The 20,319-nt window shown below is 48.1% G+C and carries 22 protein-coding genes and 1 tRNA gene; 17 read left to right on the forward strand and 6 right to left on the reverse strand.

Annotation, left to right across the window (positions count from 1 at the left end; all coding sequences use genetic code 11):
• The first annotated feature begins 55 nt into the window (after positions 1-55).
• The 3 genes from F3J26_RS13070 to F3J26_RS13080 all read left to right on the forward strand — a co-directional run bounded on the left by F3J26_RS13070 (position 56) and on the right by F3J26_RS13080 (position 3,253).
• Positions 56-131: transfer RNA gene (locus F3J26_RS13070), tRNA-Thr, on the forward strand.
• A 163-nt stretch (positions 132-294) separates the two neighbouring features.
• Entirely contained in the window at positions 295-1,476 is a 1,182-nt protein-coding gene (locus F3J26_RS13075; RefSeq protein ID WP_166994268.1) for a tyrosine-type recombinase/integrase, read from the forward strand.
• A gap of 10 nt (positions 1,477-1,486) precedes the next feature.
• Positions 1,487-3,253, forward strand: a complete 1,767-nt coding sequence (locus F3J26_RS13080) for a P-loop NTPase fold protein (protein ID WP_166994269.1) — start codon at positions 1,487-1,489, stop codon at positions 3,251-3,253.
• Positions 3,254-3,523: 270 nt separating this feature from the next.
• Here the strand turns inward: F3J26_RS13080 and F3J26_RS13085 are convergent, their stop codons facing one another.
• Genes F3J26_RS13085 through sid form a run of 3 tightly spaced genes read right to left on the reverse strand, consistent with a single transcriptional unit; the run spans position 3,524 to position 5,158 of the window.
• Positions 3,524-4,099, reverse strand: coding sequence for a phage polarity suppression protein (locus tag F3J26_RS13085; RefSeq protein ID WP_166994271.1), 576 nt, complete (start codon positions 4,097-4,099; stop codon positions 3,524-3,526).
• A gap of 16 nt (positions 4,100-4,115) precedes the next feature.
• On the reverse strand, positions 4,116-4,358 hold the full coding sequence (locus F3J26_RS13090) for an ogr/Delta-like zinc finger family protein (RefSeq protein WP_000984214.1): 243 nt from the start codon (positions 4,356-4,358) through the stop codon (positions 4,116-4,118).
• Positions 4,355-5,158, reverse strand: coding sequence for a capsid size-determining scaffold Sid (gene sid / locus F3J26_RS13095; RefSeq protein WP_166994272.1), 804 nt, complete (start codon positions 5,156-5,158; stop codon positions 4,355-4,357). The genes F3J26_RS13090 and sid overlap by 4 nt, the downstream gene beginning before the upstream one ends.
• Positions 5,159-5,710: 552 nt before the next feature.
• On the opposite strand from sid, the gene F3J26_RS13100 reads away from it, so the two are divergent.
• The 8 genes from F3J26_RS13100 (at position 5,711) to F3J26_RS13135 (ending at position 10,880) form a co-directional block, all read left to right on the forward strand.
• Positions 5,711-5,977 carry a helix-turn-helix transcriptional regulator gene (locus F3J26_RS13100; RefSeq protein ID WP_166994274.1) on the forward strand — a complete coding sequence of 89 codons (267 nt, stop codon included), beginning with the start codon at positions 5,711-5,713 and terminating at the stop codon, positions 5,975-5,977.
• Entirely contained in the window at positions 5,974-6,528 is a 555-nt protein-coding gene (locus F3J26_RS13105) for a host cell division inhibitor Icd-like protein (RefSeq protein WP_087052141.1), read from the forward strand. Before F3J26_RS13100 ends, F3J26_RS13105 begins: the two co-directional genes overlap by 4 nt.
• Positions 6,521-6,820 carry a derepression protein gene (locus F3J26_RS13110; RefSeq protein ID WP_136766983.1) on the forward strand — a complete coding sequence of 100 codons (300 nt, stop codon included), beginning with the start codon at positions 6,521-6,523 and terminating at the stop codon, positions 6,818-6,820. Before F3J26_RS13105 ends, F3J26_RS13110 begins: the two co-directional genes overlap by 8 nt.
• Positions 6,813-7,262: a hypothetical protein gene (locus F3J26_RS13115; RefSeq protein WP_166994276.1), complete on the forward strand. Its 450-nt coding sequence runs from the start codon at positions 6,813-6,815 to the stop codon at positions 7,260-7,262. The genes F3J26_RS13110 and F3J26_RS13115 overlap by 8 nt, the downstream gene beginning before the upstream one ends.
• Positions 7,263-7,333: 71 nt before the next feature.
• Positions 7,334-7,594 carry a hypothetical protein gene (locus tag F3J26_RS13120; RefSeq protein WP_205246502.1) on the forward strand — a complete coding sequence of 87 codons (261 nt, stop codon included), beginning with the start codon at positions 7,334-7,336 and terminating at the stop codon, positions 7,592-7,594.
• Positions 7,591-7,911 (forward strand): DUF5375 domain-containing protein, encoded by a 321-nt coding sequence (locus F3J26_RS13125; RefSeq protein WP_016151192.1) that lies wholly within the window; start codon positions 7,591-7,593, stop codon positions 7,909-7,911. The genes F3J26_RS13120 and F3J26_RS13125 overlap by 4 nt, the downstream gene beginning before the upstream one ends.
• A gap of 14 nt (positions 7,912-7,925) precedes the next feature.
• Positions 7,926-10,247, forward strand: coding sequence for a primase-helicase zinc-binding domain-containing protein (locus F3J26_RS13130; protein ID WP_166994278.1), 2,322 nt, complete (start codon positions 7,926-7,928; stop codon positions 10,245-10,247).
• Positions 10,248-10,421: 174 nt separating this feature from the next.
• Positions 10,422-10,880, forward strand: coding sequence for a hypothetical protein (locus F3J26_RS13135; RefSeq protein WP_163334782.1), 459 nt, complete (start codon positions 10,422-10,424; stop codon positions 10,878-10,880).
• Between the two features lie 796 nt (positions 10,881-11,676).
• Here the strand turns inward: F3J26_RS13135 and F3J26_RS13140 are convergent.
• Positions 11,677-12,024 (reverse strand): winged helix-turn-helix transcriptional regulator, encoded by a 348-nt coding sequence (locus tag F3J26_RS13140; RefSeq protein WP_166994280.1) that lies wholly within the window; start codon positions 12,022-12,024, stop codon positions 11,677-11,679.
• 115 nt (positions 12,025-12,139) lie between these two features.
• On the opposite strand from F3J26_RS13140, the gene F3J26_RS13145 reads away from it, so the two are divergent.
• The 5 genes from F3J26_RS13145 to F3J26_RS13165 all read left to right on the forward strand — a co-directional run bounded on the left by F3J26_RS13145 (position 12,140) and on the right by F3J26_RS13165 (position 16,890).
• A complete protein-coding gene (locus tag F3J26_RS13145; RefSeq protein WP_166994282.1) occupies positions 12,140-13,087 on the forward strand; it encodes an NADP-dependent oxidoreductase in 948 nt (315 codons plus the stop codon).
• A 335-nt stretch (positions 13,088-13,422) separates the two neighbouring features.
• Positions 13,423-13,899, forward strand: coding sequence for a WbuC family cupin fold metalloprotein (locus F3J26_RS13150; protein WP_008454311.1), 477 nt, complete (start codon positions 13,423-13,425; stop codon positions 13,897-13,899).
• Between the two features lie 264 nt (positions 13,900-14,163).
• Positions 14,164-14,925, forward strand: a complete 762-nt coding sequence (locus F3J26_RS13155) for an AraC family transcriptional regulator (RefSeq protein WP_286180274.1) — start codon at positions 14,164-14,166, stop codon at positions 14,923-14,925.
• 114 nt (positions 14,926-15,039) lie between these two features.
• The gene (locus tag F3J26_RS13160) at positions 15,040-16,650 is read left to right on the forward strand and encodes an MOSC domain-containing protein (RefSeq protein ID WP_008454315.1); all 1,611 of its coding nucleotides are present in this window, start codon (positions 15,040-15,042) and stop codon (positions 16,648-16,650) included.
• Between the two features lie 96 nt (positions 16,651-16,746).
• A complete protein-coding gene (locus tag F3J26_RS13165; RefSeq protein WP_336708901.1) occupies positions 16,747-16,890 on the forward strand; it encodes a helix-turn-helix domain-containing protein in 144 nt (47 codons plus the stop codon).
• A 50-nt stretch (positions 16,891-16,940) separates the two neighbouring features.
• On the opposite strand, the gene F3J26_RS13170 is transcribed toward F3J26_RS13165, so the two are convergent.
• Complete coding sequence (locus F3J26_RS13170; RefSeq protein ID WP_166994286.1) at positions 16,941-17,405, reverse strand: hypothetical protein; 465 nt, start codon at positions 17,403-17,405, stop codon at positions 16,941-16,943.
• Positions 17,406-17,763: 358 nt separating this feature from the next.
• Between F3J26_RS13170 and F3J26_RS13175 the strand changes: the two genes are divergently transcribed.
• Positions 17,764-17,901 carry a hypothetical protein gene (locus F3J26_RS13175; protein ID WP_166994288.1) on the forward strand — a complete coding sequence of 46 codons (138 nt, stop codon included), beginning with the start codon at positions 17,764-17,766 and terminating at the stop codon, positions 17,899-17,901.
• A gap of 655 nt (positions 17,902-18,556) precedes the next feature.
• On the opposite strand, the gene F3J26_RS13180 is transcribed toward F3J26_RS13175, so the two are convergent.
• The gene (locus F3J26_RS13180; protein WP_166994290.1) at positions 18,557-20,050 is read right to left on the reverse strand and encodes an EAL domain-containing protein; all 1,494 of its coding nucleotides are present in this window, start codon (positions 20,048-20,050) and stop codon (positions 18,557-18,559) included.
• Between the last annotated feature and the right edge of the window lie 269 nt (positions 20,051-20,319).

Raw genomic sequence — 20,319 nt, forward strand, 5'->3', positions numbered from 1 at the left:
ACCCAATCTTCCTTAACCTTTTACACCGCAGCCACGCTCGTGGCGCGTCCGGAAAGCCGATATAGCTCAGTTGGTAGAGCAGCGCATTCGTAATGCGAAGGTCGTAGGTTCGACTCCTATTATCGGCACCATCTCAACTTCCCGAAACGTCCGTATTCATCCATAAATGCCCTGATTTATAAAGATTTTACTGCTTTTCAGTCCCTCGACGTCCGTAACCATCCAGTAGAATCCGATACAGAATGTGTATAGGATTGTGTATATGTTCCTGTTCGGTCCTGGATTCCTATACACATGCCTTTAAACGATATGCAGATTCGCCGCGCTAAGCCTGAAGATAAACCCTATACGCTTGGGGATGGGCAAGGTTTGTCATTGCTTATAGAACCTAATGGAAGCAAGAGTTGGCGGTTCCGCTATCGCTATGCCGGCAAACCCAAAATGATCTCGTTGGGTGTGTATCCGACGATCACACTTGCAGATGCCCGTTCTCGTCGTGACGATGCTCGAAAACTGGTCGCGGAAGGAAAGAATCCTAGTGAGGTTAGAAAAGAGCAAAAGATTGCTTTGCAAACGGAATCCGAGAGCGCGTTCGAAAAGATAGCCACTGAGTGGCACCAGATGAAATCTGCCAAATGGTCGGCAGGTTATGCGTCAGACATCATGGAAGCGTTTCAGAACGATATTTTTCCTTATGTTGGTAACAGACCAGTAGGCGAAATCAAACCGCTAGAACTGCTTAATGTGCTGCGTAAAATCGAAAAGCGCGGTGCATTAGAAAAAATGCGCAAAGTTCGGCAGCGATGCTCAGAAGTTTTCCGCTATGCCATTGCTACTGGAAGGGCAGAGTTTAACCCTGCTGCGGATCTTTCAAGCGCCCTCGATGTACACCAATCAAATCACTTCCCGTTCCTAAAGGCTGATGAGATACCTGATTTTCTACGCACCTTAAACGGTTACACCGGAAGTCGGCTTGTCCTGATTGCCACGAAATTACTTATGATTACGGGGGTTAGAACCATCGAATTACGTGCGGCATTATGGGCAGAATTTGATCTGGATAACGCTATATGGGAAATTCCTGCTGAACGGATGAAAATGCGAAGGCCACATCTTGTGCCATTATCGACTCAAGCGTTAGATTTACTCAGTGAACTCAAGATCATGACAGGGAACTATCGTTATGTTTTTCCGGGGCGGAATGATCCAAACAAGCCTATGAGTGAAGCGAGTGTAAATCAGGTTATAAAACGCATTGGTTATGGCGGAAAAGTCACTGGGCATGGTTTTCGACATACTTTCTCGACAATTTTACATGAACTCGGGTTTGAATCAGTTTGGATAGAAATACAATTAGCTCATGTTGATAAAAATATTATTCGTGGTACATATAATCATGCTCAGTACCTAGATAAAAGGTCGATTATGTTACAGGCATACAGTGATTTAATTTTCCAAAAAATAAATTATAAGTAAGGGGAATGTTTTGAGTAAAGATGAGTTGATATCTAATTTAATCCGTCTATTGTCTGAACCAAGAGATGGGCTTATTTTAATTAATGGTGATTGGGGAGTAGGGAAAACATACTTCTTACAAAACGAATTTAAAGAATTCTATACGACAAAAACTTTATTTTATATGTCTGTTCTAGGTTTGAATAGTTTACAAGACTTCAAAGATAGAATAGTAAATATTACCTATTTAGATGACGGTGTTGGAGTTGATAAAATAAAGGCTTTGGCTTCAAATGCGGCCGTCGCGATTGCGCAAGATGAAAATGTTGGTAAGCTTGCCGATAAAATGATGTCAGCTTTTAGTGGGGCAATGAAAGATTATGTATTGAAAGATTTACAAGGTATATTTGTTATTGATGATTTAGAACGTATATCTCAAGAGTTGAGAGATGAAATAGCAACATTTTGCTTGCAACGTTATCAAGATGATAATAGATTGGATTATATTCTAGTCGGGAATTTTTCGGATCAAAGCTCACAAATATTAAATCATAAAGAAAAGGTTGTGAGTGATGAAATTCATTTTTCACTTAATAACTTTCCTGATTTTTTAGATGGAAAATTAAAAAACATTTCGAATTATGATAAGGTCTTGATAAGTCAGGTGATCATTGGTTTTGAGGTGACAAATTTACGAATAATAAATAGAGTAATTAATAAGCTACTCCCTTTGATTAATTCGTCTCTATGGAATTCAGATATAAAAACGGCAGATATAACTAATTTAGTTAGCTCTTTATGTGCTCATATAATATTAAAGGAAGATTTTGCATATCAATCAGATGAGTTCTACAATAGATTTATCTCATCCTCACTTAAAACGTTAGTCTCTGATGATAAAAAAGGAACTGATACGATTAGTAAAAGGGAGAATGAATTATTAAATATTACTGCATATAAATCATTTAATGGCCTGATGGCACAGTATTGTTTTAATATAATATCGCATCAAGACATATTACCCTTCATTTTCACTAAAAATACTCCTTTGCAAAAAAAAGATTATGCTGATTTACTATATCCTGAACAGTTTGACATATCTGAAGAAGATTACTGTGAAGAAATTAGAGATGTTATTTTAAAAACCAGTTCACCAACGCTGTCAACTTGGTTGATTGCCACAAAAAATTATCTTCGTTTATCAAAGTTGAAATACATACCTGAAATAAAAGGGCTAACTAAAAACAAAATTGAAAAGATAAAACTTAGCTTCAGTGATCTGGAAATAGAAAAATATTTTAGGGATAGCTTTAATAATATTGATTCTTTACCATTGCATGTGATTACTAGAGATGATGATGAATTCCATAATTTTTTTGTGGGAAAATATATCGAAATTACCAAAAACAAGAAAATAGAATCTATAAAAGTTAAAATGTGTAAAGATGGTTGGGGGGCGGTAGATGTTGAAATACAACAATCAGATTTTAAATATAACATATTTGAAATGTTGGGTGTGGAGGAAATAGTTGATGGCGTTAAAATGTCATGGAGTATTCAGGATATAAAGTTGTTCACTAATCACATATCTGCTTTATACAATTTCTTAAACCTTTCCGATTATTTGTCAGGTGAGCTTCCATATTTAAATAAACTATTAACAACCTTAGTTCCTTTTGAAAGAAAAATGAAACGGTCTTTTCGGCGCGGTGCCATTATTGAGCTAAATCAGGCTCTTGCAAAGGCGAAAGAATTGCTTGAAGCAAGTATTGCAAGGAGTGCACCCCAGGAAAATTAACAATGAGTGGCGTATCAACAAAGAGGGGGGGAGCTTGTGGGCTATGAACCTTTTACTAAGTAATTTGAAATGTTACTTGTGCGCGCAATGCTCTCCCCGCCACGCCTGCCCGCTTCCTGGGGCGCTTTTAATGCAGGTGCATGAAGTGGCTCAGGCCGCGCCAGTGCTGGTGTGACAGGGTGTGGAAAATTCAGGGTTTTGCATGCAAAGCCATGCAGCGTAGGCATGCATGGCTATTTTTATTAAAAAGACGGGTATTTTCGGGGCGTTTTATGCGGATTTTTTGCGGGGCTTAGCGGCCTGTCGACGCATGAAAATCTGACTCTGTTCAGGCGTATATTTTGCCCGGTTGTCGTCTCTCGATGCTCTGTCAGGCCGGAAACCGATAGTTGTCAGAATGTCGCGATCTTCCTCTGCGTAATCAATATTTCCTCTGCGGGTTACATGAACGGACAGCGCTTCGCGAACACTGGCGGCCGCCCGGTTGAGAGCACGTTCTCTGACAATGTCCGGTTGTTCGCTGAGATGCATTAATTCCGGTGCTAGTGCGGCGGCCAGTGCGTCGCCGCTTAGCTGCATAAAGGCGTGGAGCTGACGACGGATACTGATACGCTGCACGGCTTCATGCGACCGGATGTACTGCCCGGCCGACTGATTTACCGCCCATTTTTTCAGGTCAATATCATCCCGCAGTACCTGTGCGGCCTCCGGTTCATAACGGGTGCAGGTCAGCTCCAGCTCTTTCAGCGCCATTTCAGCCCGCGCCAGTACTGACTTGCTGCTCATCCAGTCCGATTTATTCTTCTGACAGGTTTCAAAGGCCTGTTCCAGTAGTGCTCGTGCCATTGTCTTTTCTCCTGAATCAGTGGCGCAGCGATGAGCGGGCGCAGTCCAGAATTCGGGGCGGTGTTTCTGGCACTGTTTGTGGTGGTTCGGGCTTTTCTTCTGCCGGTGGCCGTATTACCTCGTCGATAGACTCGGTGGTGCGAAAGGTTGCGGAGCAAAAGACATTCACGCACTGGAGGTAGCTCTGTTTGACGTTATCCGACAGGTAACGGCTGGTACGGACATGGGCAGCCTGTTTGCAGTACGGGCAGCGCATCATGGCTTAGCCCCCTGCGTTTTTTTCTTCTGTGCCAGCTCTTTAGCCCGCGCCATTCTGAGAGCAAGGCTTTTAAAGAGCTTCATATCCACGCCGGTGAGTGCCGGACGGTGAAGCCCAATTTTTGAAATTACCGGCTCCTGCGCCATGTTGAATGTGTAATACCTGCTTTGCGCCAGTACATTCTCCCCCAGCTCCTGAATGAGAACGTTGTGAGGGTGCTCTTCCCCCTTCATTTCGAGTTCACGCAGACGTAACGCAAATGCGCGCACCAGTGAGGGAGGGATGTCTTTCATCACGGTCGCCCACTCATTCCGGGAGTAGGCAGAGAACACCGTAAAATGCGTGCCGACGTACTTATCTCCTGATGTACAGGCGGACAGCATGGTACTGGCCTTATCATCGTTGAGTTCATCAATCAGGGCGGTGAATTCCTCCGCCAGCTCCCGACCGGCCACTCGCTGACTGTGTTCGGCTTTCAGTTCCGGGGTCATCATGCCGCGCAGTTCGCGAAAACGGGTACGCCAGTTCTGTTCGGCTTCGGCACTTTCATTCAGGGCGTTCTGACGCTCTTTCTCACTGCGGGCAATGGCCGCATCAATATCATTCAGCTTCAGCATGTTTTCCGTGTGCGCGGATTTGGCCTTGCTGAACACATCAAGAGCGTTATTTATCGTGGCCTCGGCGTTCTGGTTTGCTTTCTCGTTAAGGGTATCCAGTGCGCTGTCAATGGCCGTGCGGATTTTCTCATCCTGCGTGCTGCCGATGGTTTTCATTACTGCGGTAAACAAATCTGGTTTCATCGTCGGGTTCTCTCTGTGTTTTCAACCAGGCGCCATTCTGCCGTCCCTCAGACAACAACTCGATTCATTGCCGTTGTAGCAGACATGGCACAAACAGGACTTAAAAACCCGGCTGGCCAGAGAAAGGTCGCAGGAAACCCCCCTCTCTCTGTTTGTTTTTTTACATATAACTATTCACTACTGTTCACTCAGAATAAAAATATAAATAAAACAATAAATTAAAGAGTGAGCAGTTGAGAGGGAAGTGTTCACCAACTGTTCACTACTGTTCACTGGTCTGAACATCCCGAATGTAAATTTTATGCGGTATGTCCTATTAATTCATGCTCTTATGGTGATTAAATCAATTTGCATTTCACTTTTGAAATCTCCAGTGCCTTATAACTCCTTCCAGTTCCTTTAAATGGTCTTGAGTAAAAAAACAGCACCCGTTGTCCCGTGCTTTGTACAATTTCCCCCTGTTGCATTGAGAAAAAATATTCACAAAATAGAGTGCTACCTGATACCGGACGGACACGTCCGGATCTCTGCGGATATTAACGAGGTAGCGTTATGCACACAGTTTCATCAGTACCATCTTCCCCCACTGGCACGCACCCGATGCCGGTTTCAGCCCCGGTTCAGGAACGTTTTTTACGTCTCCCGGAAGTCATTCATCAGTGCGGCCTGTCCCGTTCCACGCTCTACGATTTAATTGCCCGCAATGCTTTCCCGGCGCAGGTTTCCCTCGGGGGTAAAAATGTCGCCTGGCTACAGTCTGAAATCACGGCGTGGATGGAAGAACGTGTCGCGCACCGCAACCGGAAATACGACGCATGAATCAGAGCCGATTTCACAAAGCCCCTTTTTCTGGCTTGCATCCGTTGTGTGTTTCCTGGTACAGTTTTGTCGCTGTCGCAAAATCGACAGCCGGGCGTAGGAACCCGTGTTACTTATTGGCGACTCAACACGCGCCATGCGTGTTTTTTTACGTCGTTGCTCAGGTACACCCATTTTTCGGGCTGTGGTGGTTTCACACTGGCCTGTATCAGATAATGGTGGTCCGGGCGGGGCAGCCTTCGGGCTGGCCGGTTTCCAATAAGGCCGGTATTCCTACCCCCGTCCGGGCTACCACCCATGAGTGTAGGAACTCCGGTGGTGGCAATAACCGCTACTTATTGGAGGTTGCCCTTATGGCTACGACCCTCACCCCGTCACACCCGCAGTTTGTCTTTGTGTTTGCCGCCGTCCGTCGCGCAGACCGTAAGCCCCGTATCTGTATGCTCCGCACCGTGGCCGGTGACGAGCTGGCCGCCCGCCGTACCCTTGTCCGGGAATATGTGCTTTCCCTTGCCGCCCGTCTGCCGGTTGTGGAGGTGTCACATGCATAATAAAAACACCCCTCAGACCGTCTCAGCGCGTCGTGATGACCTTAACCCCATGCAGGAACACCTCAGCATTGAGGCGTACCATAAACTCAATCGCGCCAGCGCCGTCTCGCAGTTCATCGGTGGAGATTTGCTGCGCCGTGAGCTGAACGGTTTACACCAGCTATACCTGCCGCAGATTTTTAGTTATATCCATGAGGACGTCAGCTACGTCCTGGAAGAGCTGAAAGCCAAAGGCCTGTGCCGTGACTTTCTCGCCACGACGTCGGGAAATGGAGGTGAGCACCATGTTTGATTTCCCTCAGCCGGGTGAAATATATCGCTGTACAGGATTTCCTGATGTGGTGGTGTCGGGCGTGCTGGCTGACGGTATTCCGTGGGATATGCCGTACCGCTGTCCGGGGCTGGTCTGGAACCCGTACCGGCGCACCTACACCATCCTCATTCGAATTATTGCCGGTGGCAGCATGGCAGAGATTCCGCTCAGTCGTTTTTTGCGGGACTTTACCTGTGAGCATCCCGACGTCTTTAAGCGCAGCCCTGAAAACCGCCACGCCGTATTACGCGAAATAGCGGCTGACCCGGCATTACAGCAATACCGGGCGCGGAATATTGATAAATATCCTGACGATATTCCCCCGGTTAAACGCCCGGCGCTGGTGGCGCATAAATGGCGGAATAATTTCAGGTCGGAAACGGAAATAAAACCGGATAACAGCTACCGCCATTATCTGTAATTAAAAACGACACCCAGTAATAAAATGTGCGTATCTGCGCAGGGATACGCACGTCCTCAGGAGACGAAATAATGCCTGTTAACAGTACGGAACAGCCGCAGAATATAAACCAGCCCACCATCAGCCGGGCAGACCTCGAATGCCTCGAACATCTTCGCAACGTCGGCCAGCTCGTCGGCGACCTGATGCAGGTGCAGGGCTGTACCACCGTGCGCCACAATCCGGCGCAGCAGCTACAGCTCACCTCGGTGATTTACCTCATGACTGCCCGGCTCGACAGCGTGGTCGACCGCTGCAATCAGCGCTGGCTGACCGGGGAGGGCAGTGTATGAAAACCGCACTATCTCCCGTTCTGCGCGCTGCACTTTACCGCCGGGCGGTCGCCTGTGCCTGGCTGACCCTGTGCGAACGTCAGCACCGCTACCCGCAGCTCACACTCAGTACGCTGGAAAGCGCCATTGCGGCCGAGCTGGAGGGCTTCTACCTGCGCCAGCATGGCGAGGAAAAAGGCCGTCAGATTGCCTGTGCCCTGCTCGAAGATTTAATGGAAGCCGGACCACTCAAGGCCGCTCCGTCGCTGTCTTTTCTCGGGCTGGCCGTGATGGATGAACTCTGCGCCCGCCATATCACAGCACCGGCACTGCACTGAGGGAGAAAGTAACGATGAAAATGAACGTAACGGACACCGTAAAACAGGCGTGCGGCCACTGGCCGCGCATTCTCCCGGCGCTGGGGGTAACGGTCATCAAAAACCGCCATCAGGCCTGTCCGGTGTGTGGCGGCTCCGACCGCTTTCGCTTTGATGATAAAGAGGGGCGCGGGACGTGGTTCTGCAATCAGTGCGGCGCGGGTGACGGGCTTAAGCTGGTAGAAAAAGTTTTCGGCGTGACCCCGTCAGAGGCCGCCGGGAAGGTGAATGCCGTGACCGGCAACCTGCCGCCGGTTGTCCCGGAAGTGATTGCGGCCGCAGAGGCTGACCGCAAGGCTGCGACCGCGCTGGCGGTCAGGCTCATGGAGAAAACCCGACCGGCCACCGGCAACGCCTACCTCACCCGCAAGGGCTTCCCCGGCCGGGAATGTCTGACGCTGACCGTCATGCACAAAACTGGCGGTGTGACGTACCGCGCCGGTGATGTGGTTGTCCCGCTGTATGATGATAGCGGCGCACTGGTTAACGTCCAGCTCATTAATGCAGACGGTCTCAAGCGCACCCTGAAAGTCGGTCAGGTAAAAGGGGTGTGTCATATTCTCGACGGGAAAAAAGAGGCAGGAAAACGGCTGTGGATAGCGGAGGGCTACGCGACCGCGCTCACCGTGCATCACCTGACCGGCGAAACCGTCATGGTGGCGCTGTCGTCGGTGAACCTCCTTTCTCTGGCGAGCCTTGCCCGTCACAAATATCCGGCCTGCCGGATTGTGCTGGCCGCCGACCGTGACCTCAGCGGCGACGGCCAGACCAAAGCGTCTGCGGCCGCAGAGTCCTGCGAGGGCGTGGTCGCCCTGCCGCCGGTGTTCGGTGACTGGAATGATGCGTATACACAGCACGGCGGGGAGGCCACGCGTAAAGCCATGTATGACGCCATCCGGCCACCGGCTGACAGCCCGTTCAGCACCATGAGCGAGGCGGAATTTACCGCCATGAGCACCAGTGAGAAAGCCATGCGGGTGCATGAGCATTACGGCGAAGCGCTGGCCGTGGATGCGAACGGCCAGCTCCTGTCCCGTTATGAGGCGGGAATCTGGAAAATCATTCCGCCGTCGGACTTTGCGCGCGACGTGGCCGGGCTGTTTCAGCGTCTGCGCGCCCCATTCTCATCGGGGAAAATCGCCTCGGTGGTCGACACCCTGAAACTGATTATTCCGCAGCAGGATGCCCCGCCACGGCGGCTGATTGGCTTTCGCAATGGCGTGCTTGATACCCAAAGCGGTATATTCAGCCCGCACAGCAAAACGCACTGGCTGCGCACCCTGTGCGACGTGGATTTCACCCCACCGGTGAAGGGGGAAACGCTGGAGACGCACGCGCCGAATTTCTGGCGCTGGCTCGACCGCGCCGCCGGTTCGCGTGCCGATAAACGTGACGTGATACTCGCCGCGCTGTTTATGGTGCTGGCGAACCGCTACGACTGGCAGCTCTTCCTCGAAGTGACCGGTCCCGGTGGCAGCGGGAAAAGTATTCTGGCCGAAATAGCGACCATGCTCGCCGGGGAAGATAACGCCACGTCGGCCACCATCGAGACGCTGGAATCCCCCCGTGAGCGCGCGGCGCTGATTGGTTTCTCGCTGATACGCCTGCCTGACCAGGAAAAATGGAGCGGTGACGGGGCAGGACTCAAGGCCATTACCGGCGGCGATGCGGTCTCCGTTGACCCGAAATACCGCGATGCGTACTCCACCCATATTCCGGCGGTGATACTGGCGGTGAACAATAACCCGATGCGCTTCACCGACCGCAGCGGCGGGGTGTCGCGTCGCCGGGTGATTATGCACTTCCCGGAACAGATTGCGCCGGAAGAACGTGACCCGAAGCTGAAAGATAAAATCGCCCGGGAGCTGGCCGTCATCGTGCGCCAGCTTATGCAGACATTCAGCGACCCGATGACCGCGCGTACACTGCTCCAGTCGCAGCAGAACTCCGACGAGGCACTCAGCATCAAGCGCGATGCCGACCCGACGTTTGATTTTTGTGGCTATCTGGAGGCACTGCCAGAACCTGACGGTATGTATATGGGGAATGCGAATATCATTCCGCGACAGCCGCGCCTGTATCTTTATCACGCCTATCTGGTTTACATGGAGGCACACGGCTACAAGAACACACTCAGCCTGACCATGTTCGGCAAAGGGCTGTCATCGATGCTGAAAGAGTACGGACTGAATTACGGTAAGCGACGAACAAATCAGGGGATGCAGACGAACCTTGCGCTCAGGGAGGAAAGCAACGCCGACTGGCTGCCCCGGTGCGACGAAACCACCGCGACATAACCTACCCGGACCGGCATCAGCCGGTCTTTTTTTACCTGAAAATTAGTAAAATTACGCAGAAAAGCCATTGTGATAATTGCCCGCTAGTATTCAGTTAGAAGCTGAGGTTGGAATACACCTTTCTACTGGTCGTTTGGTACAATGGATAAACCGATAGAAAAGGGAGTTACGAGCATGACAGGAATGGAAGTTCTAGATTCTGCATTAAAAATTGGGCTTGGGGCTATGATTAGTGCAGTCTCGGCGTTTGCCATGCTGATCAGGTCACAGCGACATGATAAGGAAAAAGATGCGGCTTCTTATTTCGTAAGACTCCGCGAGGAAAAGAAAACGCTTTATATTGAATTTCTCACACAATCACAGTCACTTGTGCAAACCTATCGGGATGTTCCTTGCGATGGGCAGGGGCAGGATTATCTCGACTATTTGCGGATCTATAACCAGCTCCAGATCTCTTCGGACGATGTGATCCGAAAATGTGCCTACGAGCTACTCAATGCCGTAAATGAATTTATTGTTATTTATACTGAAGATCGGGAGTTTTATAACAAATTAAGAGATCGTGTGGATATTAAAATTGGTGAATTTCAGTTTCTAGCTAAAAATGAGTTGCAAGAGATAAAGTCAAATTGATGCTTTAAAAGCTACCGTCAAGCAAATGAGCAACACCGACGTTTTAGAATTTCTGAATATTGTGTGACACACCCCAATATGTAGTTTTAGACCACATAAAACGGCTCTCTCTTTTACTACAATCGACAAAAGTGAACAGTAAAGTGTTCACTGTTCACGGACTGCTCACTGCGTATCATATTGAAATTAAAGATAAATAATGGTGAGTGAACAGTGTGAATAGTTTTCCATAAAAGAAGATTTTTTCGTAGTTTGAGGTTGTGCGAAAAATGAACGCATCCACCAATGTGTATAGGAGTGTGTATAGGTTTATTCTTCGATATTATTTTTTTCAATAAAATCAATTAATTGATTTTATTTTTCGACTCCTATTATCGCACCATTTCAAATTCTTCTCAAGCCTATATGTTAGTACTCCCCTTTTTGCACCACACATTTTTGAAACTTTCGGGTTTTGAGCTATCAGCCGGTACTCTTCCTGTGTAAGGGGCAGCAAACCATTTTCACTGACCGCTATACAAGCGTTTTAAATATCATTGATGAAATAAAAGCGATATTCTGAGCGTATTACGATTTATCATGTAAAAATGATGCAGCTCAGCTATTTTTCGAAAAATCATTGCATTGATATAATAAGTCAAAATAGTTCAGGACTAAATATGATTTCTGGGGCTGTAAGATAGATATTCTGCTGCGATGTCAATTTAAATGGCCAGGTAGTAATTTTTATAATATCAAAACTCACTGCGAAGATTGATGCTGTAATTAAACACATTCTTATGAATGTGTTTTCATTTTAAAGACCAGATGAATGATAATTATTAAGTATTTCAGCATGTTGTGCACCCCAGTCACGCATTTCTTTTAAAATATTCTCCAAAGTACTGCCATATTTTGTTAATGAATACTCAACGTGAGGTGGTGAACTTTCTATAACAACTCTGATAATAATTCCATCTTCGACAAGTTCCTTCAACTGTGAAGTTAACATTCTCTGTGTGATACCATCAATCATTCTTCTCAGTTCATTAAAACGACATACCCCGTTTTCCATTAAATGGAACAGGATCACGGGCTTCCAACGGCCGCCGATAACTTTCAAAGTCGTTGTCACTGAACATCCATACGGTGCATTGTAGTCCACTATTTATTCCTCAAGGTATACTTTATAATACTTGGTATCATAAAACTGCGTTCTTACAAACTTAAAATCTGTTATGTATGATGCACCTTTTCGCGTTAATAAAAAAGGGGAAAAGATGCAAGCAATTATCATTAGAGAATTTGGCCCTGCAAAAAATATGGAGTATGTAACACTACCGACACCAGAAGTTAGTGCTGACGAACTTCTGATAAAAGTAGTCGCTACGTCCGTTAATCCTGTAGATATTCAAACAAGGCGCGGTGATTATTCTGCTGATATTAACCTTCCAGCTTGTTTAGGTGTGGATATATCTGGTGTCGTAGAGAAGGTCGGTTCAGATGTGACCAATTTTAAAATTGGTGATGAAGTTTATTATGTACCAAGGCTTCTTGCCAACGAGGGAAGCTACGCTACACACCATGTTGAAAAATCATCTATTGTTGCACTTAAACCTAAAAACTTATCTCACCAGGATGCCGCCGCACTGCCGTTAGCCGCAGGAACTGCCTGGGAATGTTTGGTGGAACGAGGACGGTTAGTAAAAGGAAATAAGGTGTTGATTCATGGAGGTTCTGGAGGTGTTGGCGTCTATGCCCTTCAAATCGCGAAACTTTTTGGCGCTCATGTCGTGACAACTTGTTCTCCTGGTAATTTCGAGTTTGTCCGTTTCCTGGGAGCACAGAGTTGCTACAATTACAAAGATTGTGACTTGTATTGTAAAATAGCTGAAGATCATCTTGATGGATTCGATATTATACTCGACACGGTAGGCGGGAATACAATTCAAAATAGCTTAGGGTTGCTTTCGAATAAAGGAAGAGTCGTCTCTATTGTTGATCAATCTATTCCTCAGAATTTATTAGGAGGTTGGGCTGTAAATGGAGAGGTTCACTTTGTCTTCAATACTCAGTCGGCAGAAAGATTAAAAGAAATTGCAAATGCAGTTGAAAAAAAATTAATTGTTCCTGTTGTTGAGAAAGTCATGCATATTGATGAAATTATTAAGGCCCATACTATTATGGAGTCCGGTGGTAGAAAAGGGAAAATCGTAATATTAACCTGATTTATTGGGTGGCAATAATTAACAATTTAATAATTAAATGGTTTCGTTGATAAAAGGTATAAGGCAGGAAGTGTTAAGGTCCTGCCTCATTATCATGGCCCATGAAAAGCGTTTTACTGACAGCCAGCGCCATGCGGAAGCAAACTTCGGCCGGAACGCCGGCGGCATTGTAAATAGACCCGTTCCGGGGCTATGGGACTTTAGCCCCAGCGTCTATAATCCGGGCAGAGATTTGTGCCGCGAATGCCGTGGCTAATCGTCCGTTGAGATAGCATACAACCTTGCGGCATCCGGGCTCCCGGTGCCGCGAGCGACCTACATTCACAAAGGGTAATATGAAACAAATTACGTTCAGCGATCTACAAAAACAAAGCGAGCAGGCCGCAAACTCCCCTCGCTTACGTGCCAATCGTAATCTCCATCCTGAATTGAGCGATCCTGTTCAGCGCCTGGCTATTGCTATGGAGCCGGGTACCTATGTTCGCCCTCACCGCCATCCGCACACGTTCGAGCTGCTGACACCCCTTAGCGGGCGCTTTTTGGTATTGCATTTTGATGAGAATGGCAACGTGACCCAGCGCGCTGTGTTAGGTGAAGACTGCAAGGTGCTGGAGACGGATGCCGGGACCTGGCATGCGGTGTTATCGCTGGATAAAGGTGGGGTTATTTTTGAGGTAAAACAGGGGGCGTACCAGCCCGTAGCTGAACAAGATATGGCCCCATGGGCACCCGCCGAAAATGAGCCGGGAGCGGCTGAGCTGATGAAATGGTATGCCGTAGCGCAAGTGGGTGACGGCGGTTTTTCCCTGTAATATTCCCGCACTCTCTCGACCTCTTTCCTGACCTCACGAAATAAACGTAAAGCCGTCTACAACGGCTTTAGCCCGTTACTTTGGTGTTTGCGGTGTGTGTGGCCCTGTTGCTCAAGGTGGGGCAGGGAACGTCATCGAGTTTATTGATAAAAAAATTGATAACCAGAGTACCAGGTGGGCCGGTAACAACGGGTAAAATCTCTGCGAACCGGAAGGGCAATATTTTCTTTTCTGCAGTTAATGGGCGCCTGAAATATGAATGATATGGATTATTTTGACCCTGACTCGTCCGGGGCGCCGATCGATGTCCTGTTTCTCACCGCACCAGATTTAGCATTCGACGTGCCGCTGCACTCTCATCGGCGCGGCCAGCTGGTTATGCCGGTGACCGGGTCAATGACCTGTGAAGTCGAGGATGAAATATGGATGGTGCCCAGCGAGTCAGCCATGTGGATCCCCGCCGGTCTGCCGCACAGGAATACCCCGGCTGCTTCAGCCACGTTCTGCTTTGTGTTTATTGAAACGTCGCGGGCCGCCATGCCGGAAAAAAGCTGCACGCTCGCGGTCAGTCCCCTGATACGGGAAATGATCCTTCATTTAGCCAGGATATCACCGGCAGAGGCGGGGCATGAGCAGACGCGTCAACTGGTTAATCTGCTGTTTTCCATGATGGCGCAAATGCCAGCCGAGCGGCTGAACTTTCCGCTGTCCAAAGACGCCAGGCTCAGGCAAGTGGCGAGCATGCTGCTGGCCGACCCCGCCGACAGAAGAACCGCCAGGGAATGGGCCGCTTTTCTTGCCCTGAGTGAAAGAACGTTCACCCGGCTGGTGGTGAAAGAAACCGGGCTGACATTTGGCCTGTGGCGGCGGCAGCTGCATATCGTTGTGTCGCTTCAGCGTTTGCTGGCGGGGGGCAGCGTGCAGTCTGTCTCAGAGCAACTGGGCTATGAATCCGTGAGCGCGTTTATCACCATGTTCAAAAAGGCGCTGGGGAAGTCCCCGAAGCGCTATATCGGCCAGGCTTGACGACAGCCCTCTGGTTTCATTTGACCGTTTTTAGCAATTATTAGTCAGTTGTTCTAAATTTTTACGGCGCCTGAGTCAGTACACTGGGGGAATTAATCCGGCAACATTAAAGGCATGTCCGTGTACCCTGGCACAATCATTGATGAATTACGGCAAGGTGAAGTCAAAGAGTTATTCTCGGTCAAGACCGGGATTGATAAGCACCCGACGAACAGTGTTCAGGTCACCCTGACCGGTTTTAGCGGCGACCAACAGGCCGAAACCTTCCATGGTGGGGAAGAGCGGGCAATTCTGCACTATGACTCTGCGCATTATGCTTCTCTGGCCAGCCGATTCCCGGGTTCCGGCTCGTTGTTTGTTCCGGGCGGATTTGGTGAAAATCTGGTCACCAGCGGAATGAATGAAAGCAATATGTGCGTCGGGGATATTGTTCGAGCCGGGACGGCAATCCTCCAGGTCACTCAGCCAAGGCAGCCCTGCTTTAAACTTAATCACCGCTTTAAACAACCTACGCTCTCCCGATTTGTGCAGGATAACGGCAAAACAGGCTGGTTTTACCGCGTCCTGAAAGAAGGGACGATTCATGCTGGCGATCCCATCGAGGTGATCGTGCGTGCCTGGCCGCAGTGGAGCATCGCGCAAATACTGCACTACCTCTATACCGAAACTGACAACCTGGCGGTAACCGGGCAGCTGGCGAAGCTGGAGCCGCTGGGAAACGAAGTCAAAAGCGTCTTTCAGCGCCGCCTTGAAAATAATGACGTTGAGGATTGGGGGGGAAGGCTGTCGGGCCGCAGCGGCGGGCTTGAAATGCGCATCATCAACATTGTGGATGAGTTTAAAGGGATTAAGCGTTTTATTCTGAGCCGCGTTGACGATGGGGCTTTACCTGAATATTCGGCGGGGGCGCATATTATTCTCCAGCTCCCTAACGGCCTGTCGAGAGCCTATTCCCTGTGTGAATCATGGGCTGAAAACGAATACCATATTGCGGTCAATCACGCCCCGAATAGCCGCGGCGGCTCTCAGTATTTACATCAAACCGCCAGGCCAGGGGATATTTTAACGGTCTCTGAGCCCGCGAACTGTTTCAGCATGGCCCGGGATAAACATCATATTTTTATTGCCGCCGGGATAGGTATCACGCCATTTATTCCGATGATAGAGGAAGCCCTGGCCCGGGAAGAAACCTTTGAGCTTCACTATTGTGTGAGTGATGTGGGCAGTTTTGCCTTCAGGCCGCAGCTGGAAAAATATGTAGAACATGTTCTGATTTACTCGCTCGATAACCCGCTGGACATCAACCAGCTGCTGGACACTCACGCGAGAGGGACGCACGTTTATACCTGCGGAAGCCCCGCTTTTGTGCAGCGAGTGAGAGAGAGTGCCAGCCACTGGCATGCTGACTATGTCCATTTTGAAAACTTCGCCGCCGAAGAGCAAAGCGGGGAGAGCGCTTTTGTCGTCACCGTCAGAGAAACGGGGCAAAAAATTCAGGTGGAGCCGCAGGAAACTATGCTCCATGCGCTCAGAAATCACGGCATTCAGCTGGAATCTGCCTGTGAAACCGGCGTCTGCGGCAAGTGCAGGGTAGATTATGACGGTGAAGTCGATCACCGGGATTCGGTGTTAAGCCAAAGTGAGCGAAAAAGCTGTATGACACCCTGTGTTTCCAGGGCGAAGCAGGCTGAGCTGACTATCTCGTTGCCTAAGGTGAATCCATAGCATCTTACCCTGAATACACGCTGTCTTACGGCTGTAAGACAGCGTTGGAAAATGCATAAATATCAGCCAGTGCTTGTTTAAGGCTTTGTGTGCGCTGTGTCTGACTGTGGGATTAAAGGCGAGCATATTATTGCCGAGGTGTCAGGTAGGGTGCCATCGGAGATCTGGCTTAGCCGCTATTACGACAAAATGGGCAACCTTATCGAACGACAGAAATTAATGCGTTCGCACAGCCTATAAGACAACCAGAGGCATAGCGTTTAATTCGACCGCTATACCTCAGCTAGACATTAAATCTTCGGGCCTTCCAGGTGGCATTGGTACGCGGTGCCGCTGTGTTCGGCCACAAACCAGTCAACAGCGCCGCCTGTAAGGCGATTGATTTCTACATTGGAAACCAGGCCCCAGGTTTTTTGGTCCCGCGAACCTTCGATTTTATAGGCGATCTCTTTGTCATTGACGACCGGTTGCATTACCCGGAACCAGGTATCGTCGCGGCCCTGGGGTTCACCGCCGATGTCCACGATCACCGCTTCGGTCATCCACTGGGTTGTCTGGCCGTTACCCACGCAAGTGCTGCCTTGATCTGCCTGTATATTGAAACACAGCTGGCCGTTATCCAGATAAGGCGCGGGCCAAATCTCAGAGGAAGTCGTTGAGCTCTTATCTTGTGGCTCGCAGACAATGAGCGAAGGCTTAGCCGCTATGGCAGGCAGGCTAAGGAATAGAGCAAAGGCGAGGTATTTGCGTTTCATTACCGACAGTCCATATTCGTAGTAAAAGGGGGAACTAACATGAATGCCGTTAATTTAGTGAGTGCCGTTGACTTAAGCAACAAGATTATATTGCTATCAAATAACAATCCCGGTGCTCTATAATCCCGGCACTAAAAATACCTCAGGGAATTTATAATGAGGTCAATTCTTGCTGGCAGCGCCATCGTTGGTCTGCGCTTAACGTTTCATCCTTAATTAATTCCGGTCCGGTTTTATTTAAGAGTGAAAATATTATTTCCGTCACCGGCGATGCAGTGAAACTCGGTAACATCTACGATGAGCACAAAGTCGTCTCTGCGAACTGATTTTTGGTGACAACGTCCCGAATCAGGAGTTTTTGGCGCAGGCTAATGCGGATGATTATAAAGTCGCCTTTAAAGACCAGTTCACCGAGCTGGCATATTTAGTTAATAAGGGCAGCAAAAAAGAAGATAATACGACGGCAGAGAGCCAGTCTCTGACGGCGGCGGCCTAATTAAAAATTACCACTACAGTAAGGTACCGCCGCGAGAACCAGTCGGTATTCACCCTGGTGCTGGGCACGAAAATGGTTGATTTACCGGTTGACACTCATCTGTATGCAAAATCTATTGAATCGGTGGATGCCTTCCTGGAGGAGCAGAAACCGCAGTTTGACTCAGCACTGTACCTCAAAAAGTAGGCCCTTCAGTATCATAAAGCCCGCTAAAACGGGCTTTAATCGCACTTTAAGCTCTGGTATCCAAACCCATTGCTCTTGCAAATCTAAACGTGGTTCTTAGGGTAAGCGCCAGTTTATCCGCATAGTGGCTTGTGTTTCCGCTGCCTTGCTGGCGGCATAGCCGTACATCTTGTCTTTATTATCATCCATTGTTCCCAGGAAGCAGCGCTTCACTGCAAGGCTGCCATAACCCGCCCCTGGCGAGGCCGCTCAGGTAGTGGGCGGTATTAACCTGAAAGACTCTGTGGCAATCAATAAATACAGCAGCTTGCTTATTTATTCATGATATGTGCATATGTCGCACGGTATATTAATCATCAGCCTGACAATAAACGAAGTAACTAAGTCAGAGGAACTTATTTCTGTCCGCCAAAAAATGCGAATTATGGATGTGTTTTTACAAGCTGAATGACATTGTTAAATATAGCGGTTATTGAATGCCGCGGAAAACTAACGCATCTAACTCCTCGCGGAGCACCGGCTTCGAAATATAATACCCTTGAAATAAACTGACGCCCATTTGCTTTAGCATAATGAATTTTTGCAGGTTATCGACACCTTCCGCCACGCACTGGCTGCCTGTCACGCTCGCATAATAGATTAAGCCATCAATGAGATGTTTATCATCGAGATTACTCGTAAAGTTTTCTACGATATAGCGGTCCAGCTTATAGCTATTAAATTTTAGCTGCCTGACTGGAAACGTGACGCTATTTTTAGCGAAGCAATCATCCAGCGCAAGCTTTATGCCCAGCCCGGCAAGCTGATTTAATACCGTGACCGTTTTAGACTCGTAGCTTAAATCCACATTTTCGTTAATATCCAGCACCAGGCGGCTTATCCAGGTCGGATCAAGCAGCTGAGCTTTGGCCGTCTCAACTATTTTAAACAGGGCAGCACTCTCGGTGAGAATCCGTGGAATATTGACCGAAAATTCCAATTTCCCCGCATAGTTATTTATATTCACCACGGCTTCTCTGATGATGTAGGCCGTGAGCATGATCCACGTTTCTCGCGTCCTGATCTCATGGAAAAAGTCTTTCGGCAACAATACGTTGCCGTTAGTGTACCAGCGGCAAAATATCTCAAAACCCGCTATCTGCATCTCGCCGTCTACAATGGGCTGGAAAACGGGGAAGATCAGGCCATGCTGCAGGGCATGGGTAATTTTCCTCTCCTCGCTGCTGAGCATTCTGGTCGTTAATCCCCTGGGCTTCGACTGGCGCTGTGCTTTGCGATGCCGGCCCGGCAGCAGTCTGGACATCATCGGGTGAATGGCCGCCAGCTTTTTTAACCCACTTGAACGCAGGTTATAGAGCGTTTTAGTACTGAAGCTTTTTATTGCCGCGGTATCTTCATGGCCGGACGGGCTAAAAAGCTCCAGCAGCGTATTGACCTCATGGATAGTGAGGCCTTCATGGCGCAAACCGCCGTTGCGTTCTTCCTGTCTGGCAAGCGAGACAAGCGTGGGAATGTTTTTAAGGTCTTTATGCAGCGTATTTCTGAGTTTAACCACGCTGGTAAAAATGCTGACTACTCTGATGGTACTGAGATTCGATTTTCGCGGCATCACATTTTTAAAATAGCTAAACAGCCAGGACGACGATAGCCCACTTATGATCAGGATATTTATCTTATGGTTATGCATTTGTAATAGCGATATCAGGCTCTTCAGCGTCATCAGCATCTGAAAGGGATCTTCAGGAATAAAAACTATCAGATGGTTAAATTCATCGCTTTCATTATTTTTAGAAATAAGTCGGCTGCTTTTCTCGGGGCTAATCAGTTTTGTATTCATTCCCTTTTCATGAAGCAACTCAGAAAGACCCGTTGCGGAAAAATGACAGGCAGAAAGTATATGATAAACAAACTCAACGTGGGAATGTTGAGGTGGCACAGGCAATAACGGTGAGGTTATATTCATATCAATTGTCCATTAGTCATTATTTTCTATACCCGATGCAATAGGTTTTATTGCGTGGTATATCCTCGCCAGAGGTTTTTTTGATATGTGAAAGCCCGGCCGACGCAGCATGAAAGATGTTTGCGTCAGGTATTACTTTTTAAATGTGCAAACTAAGATTTGCGGCTGATGCCAGATTAACGCTGCATATTAAGTTCCTTTTAATAAATTCTGGATGATTATTCGTCTGTAATATTAATGATAAATTCAATGCAATGAATGTTTTATAA

It is taken from the genome of Enterobacter sp. Ap-867 (assembly GCF_011752855.1).
Classification (GTDB): Bacteria; Pseudomonadota; Gammaproteobacteria; order Enterobacterales; family Enterobacteriaceae; genus Cedecea.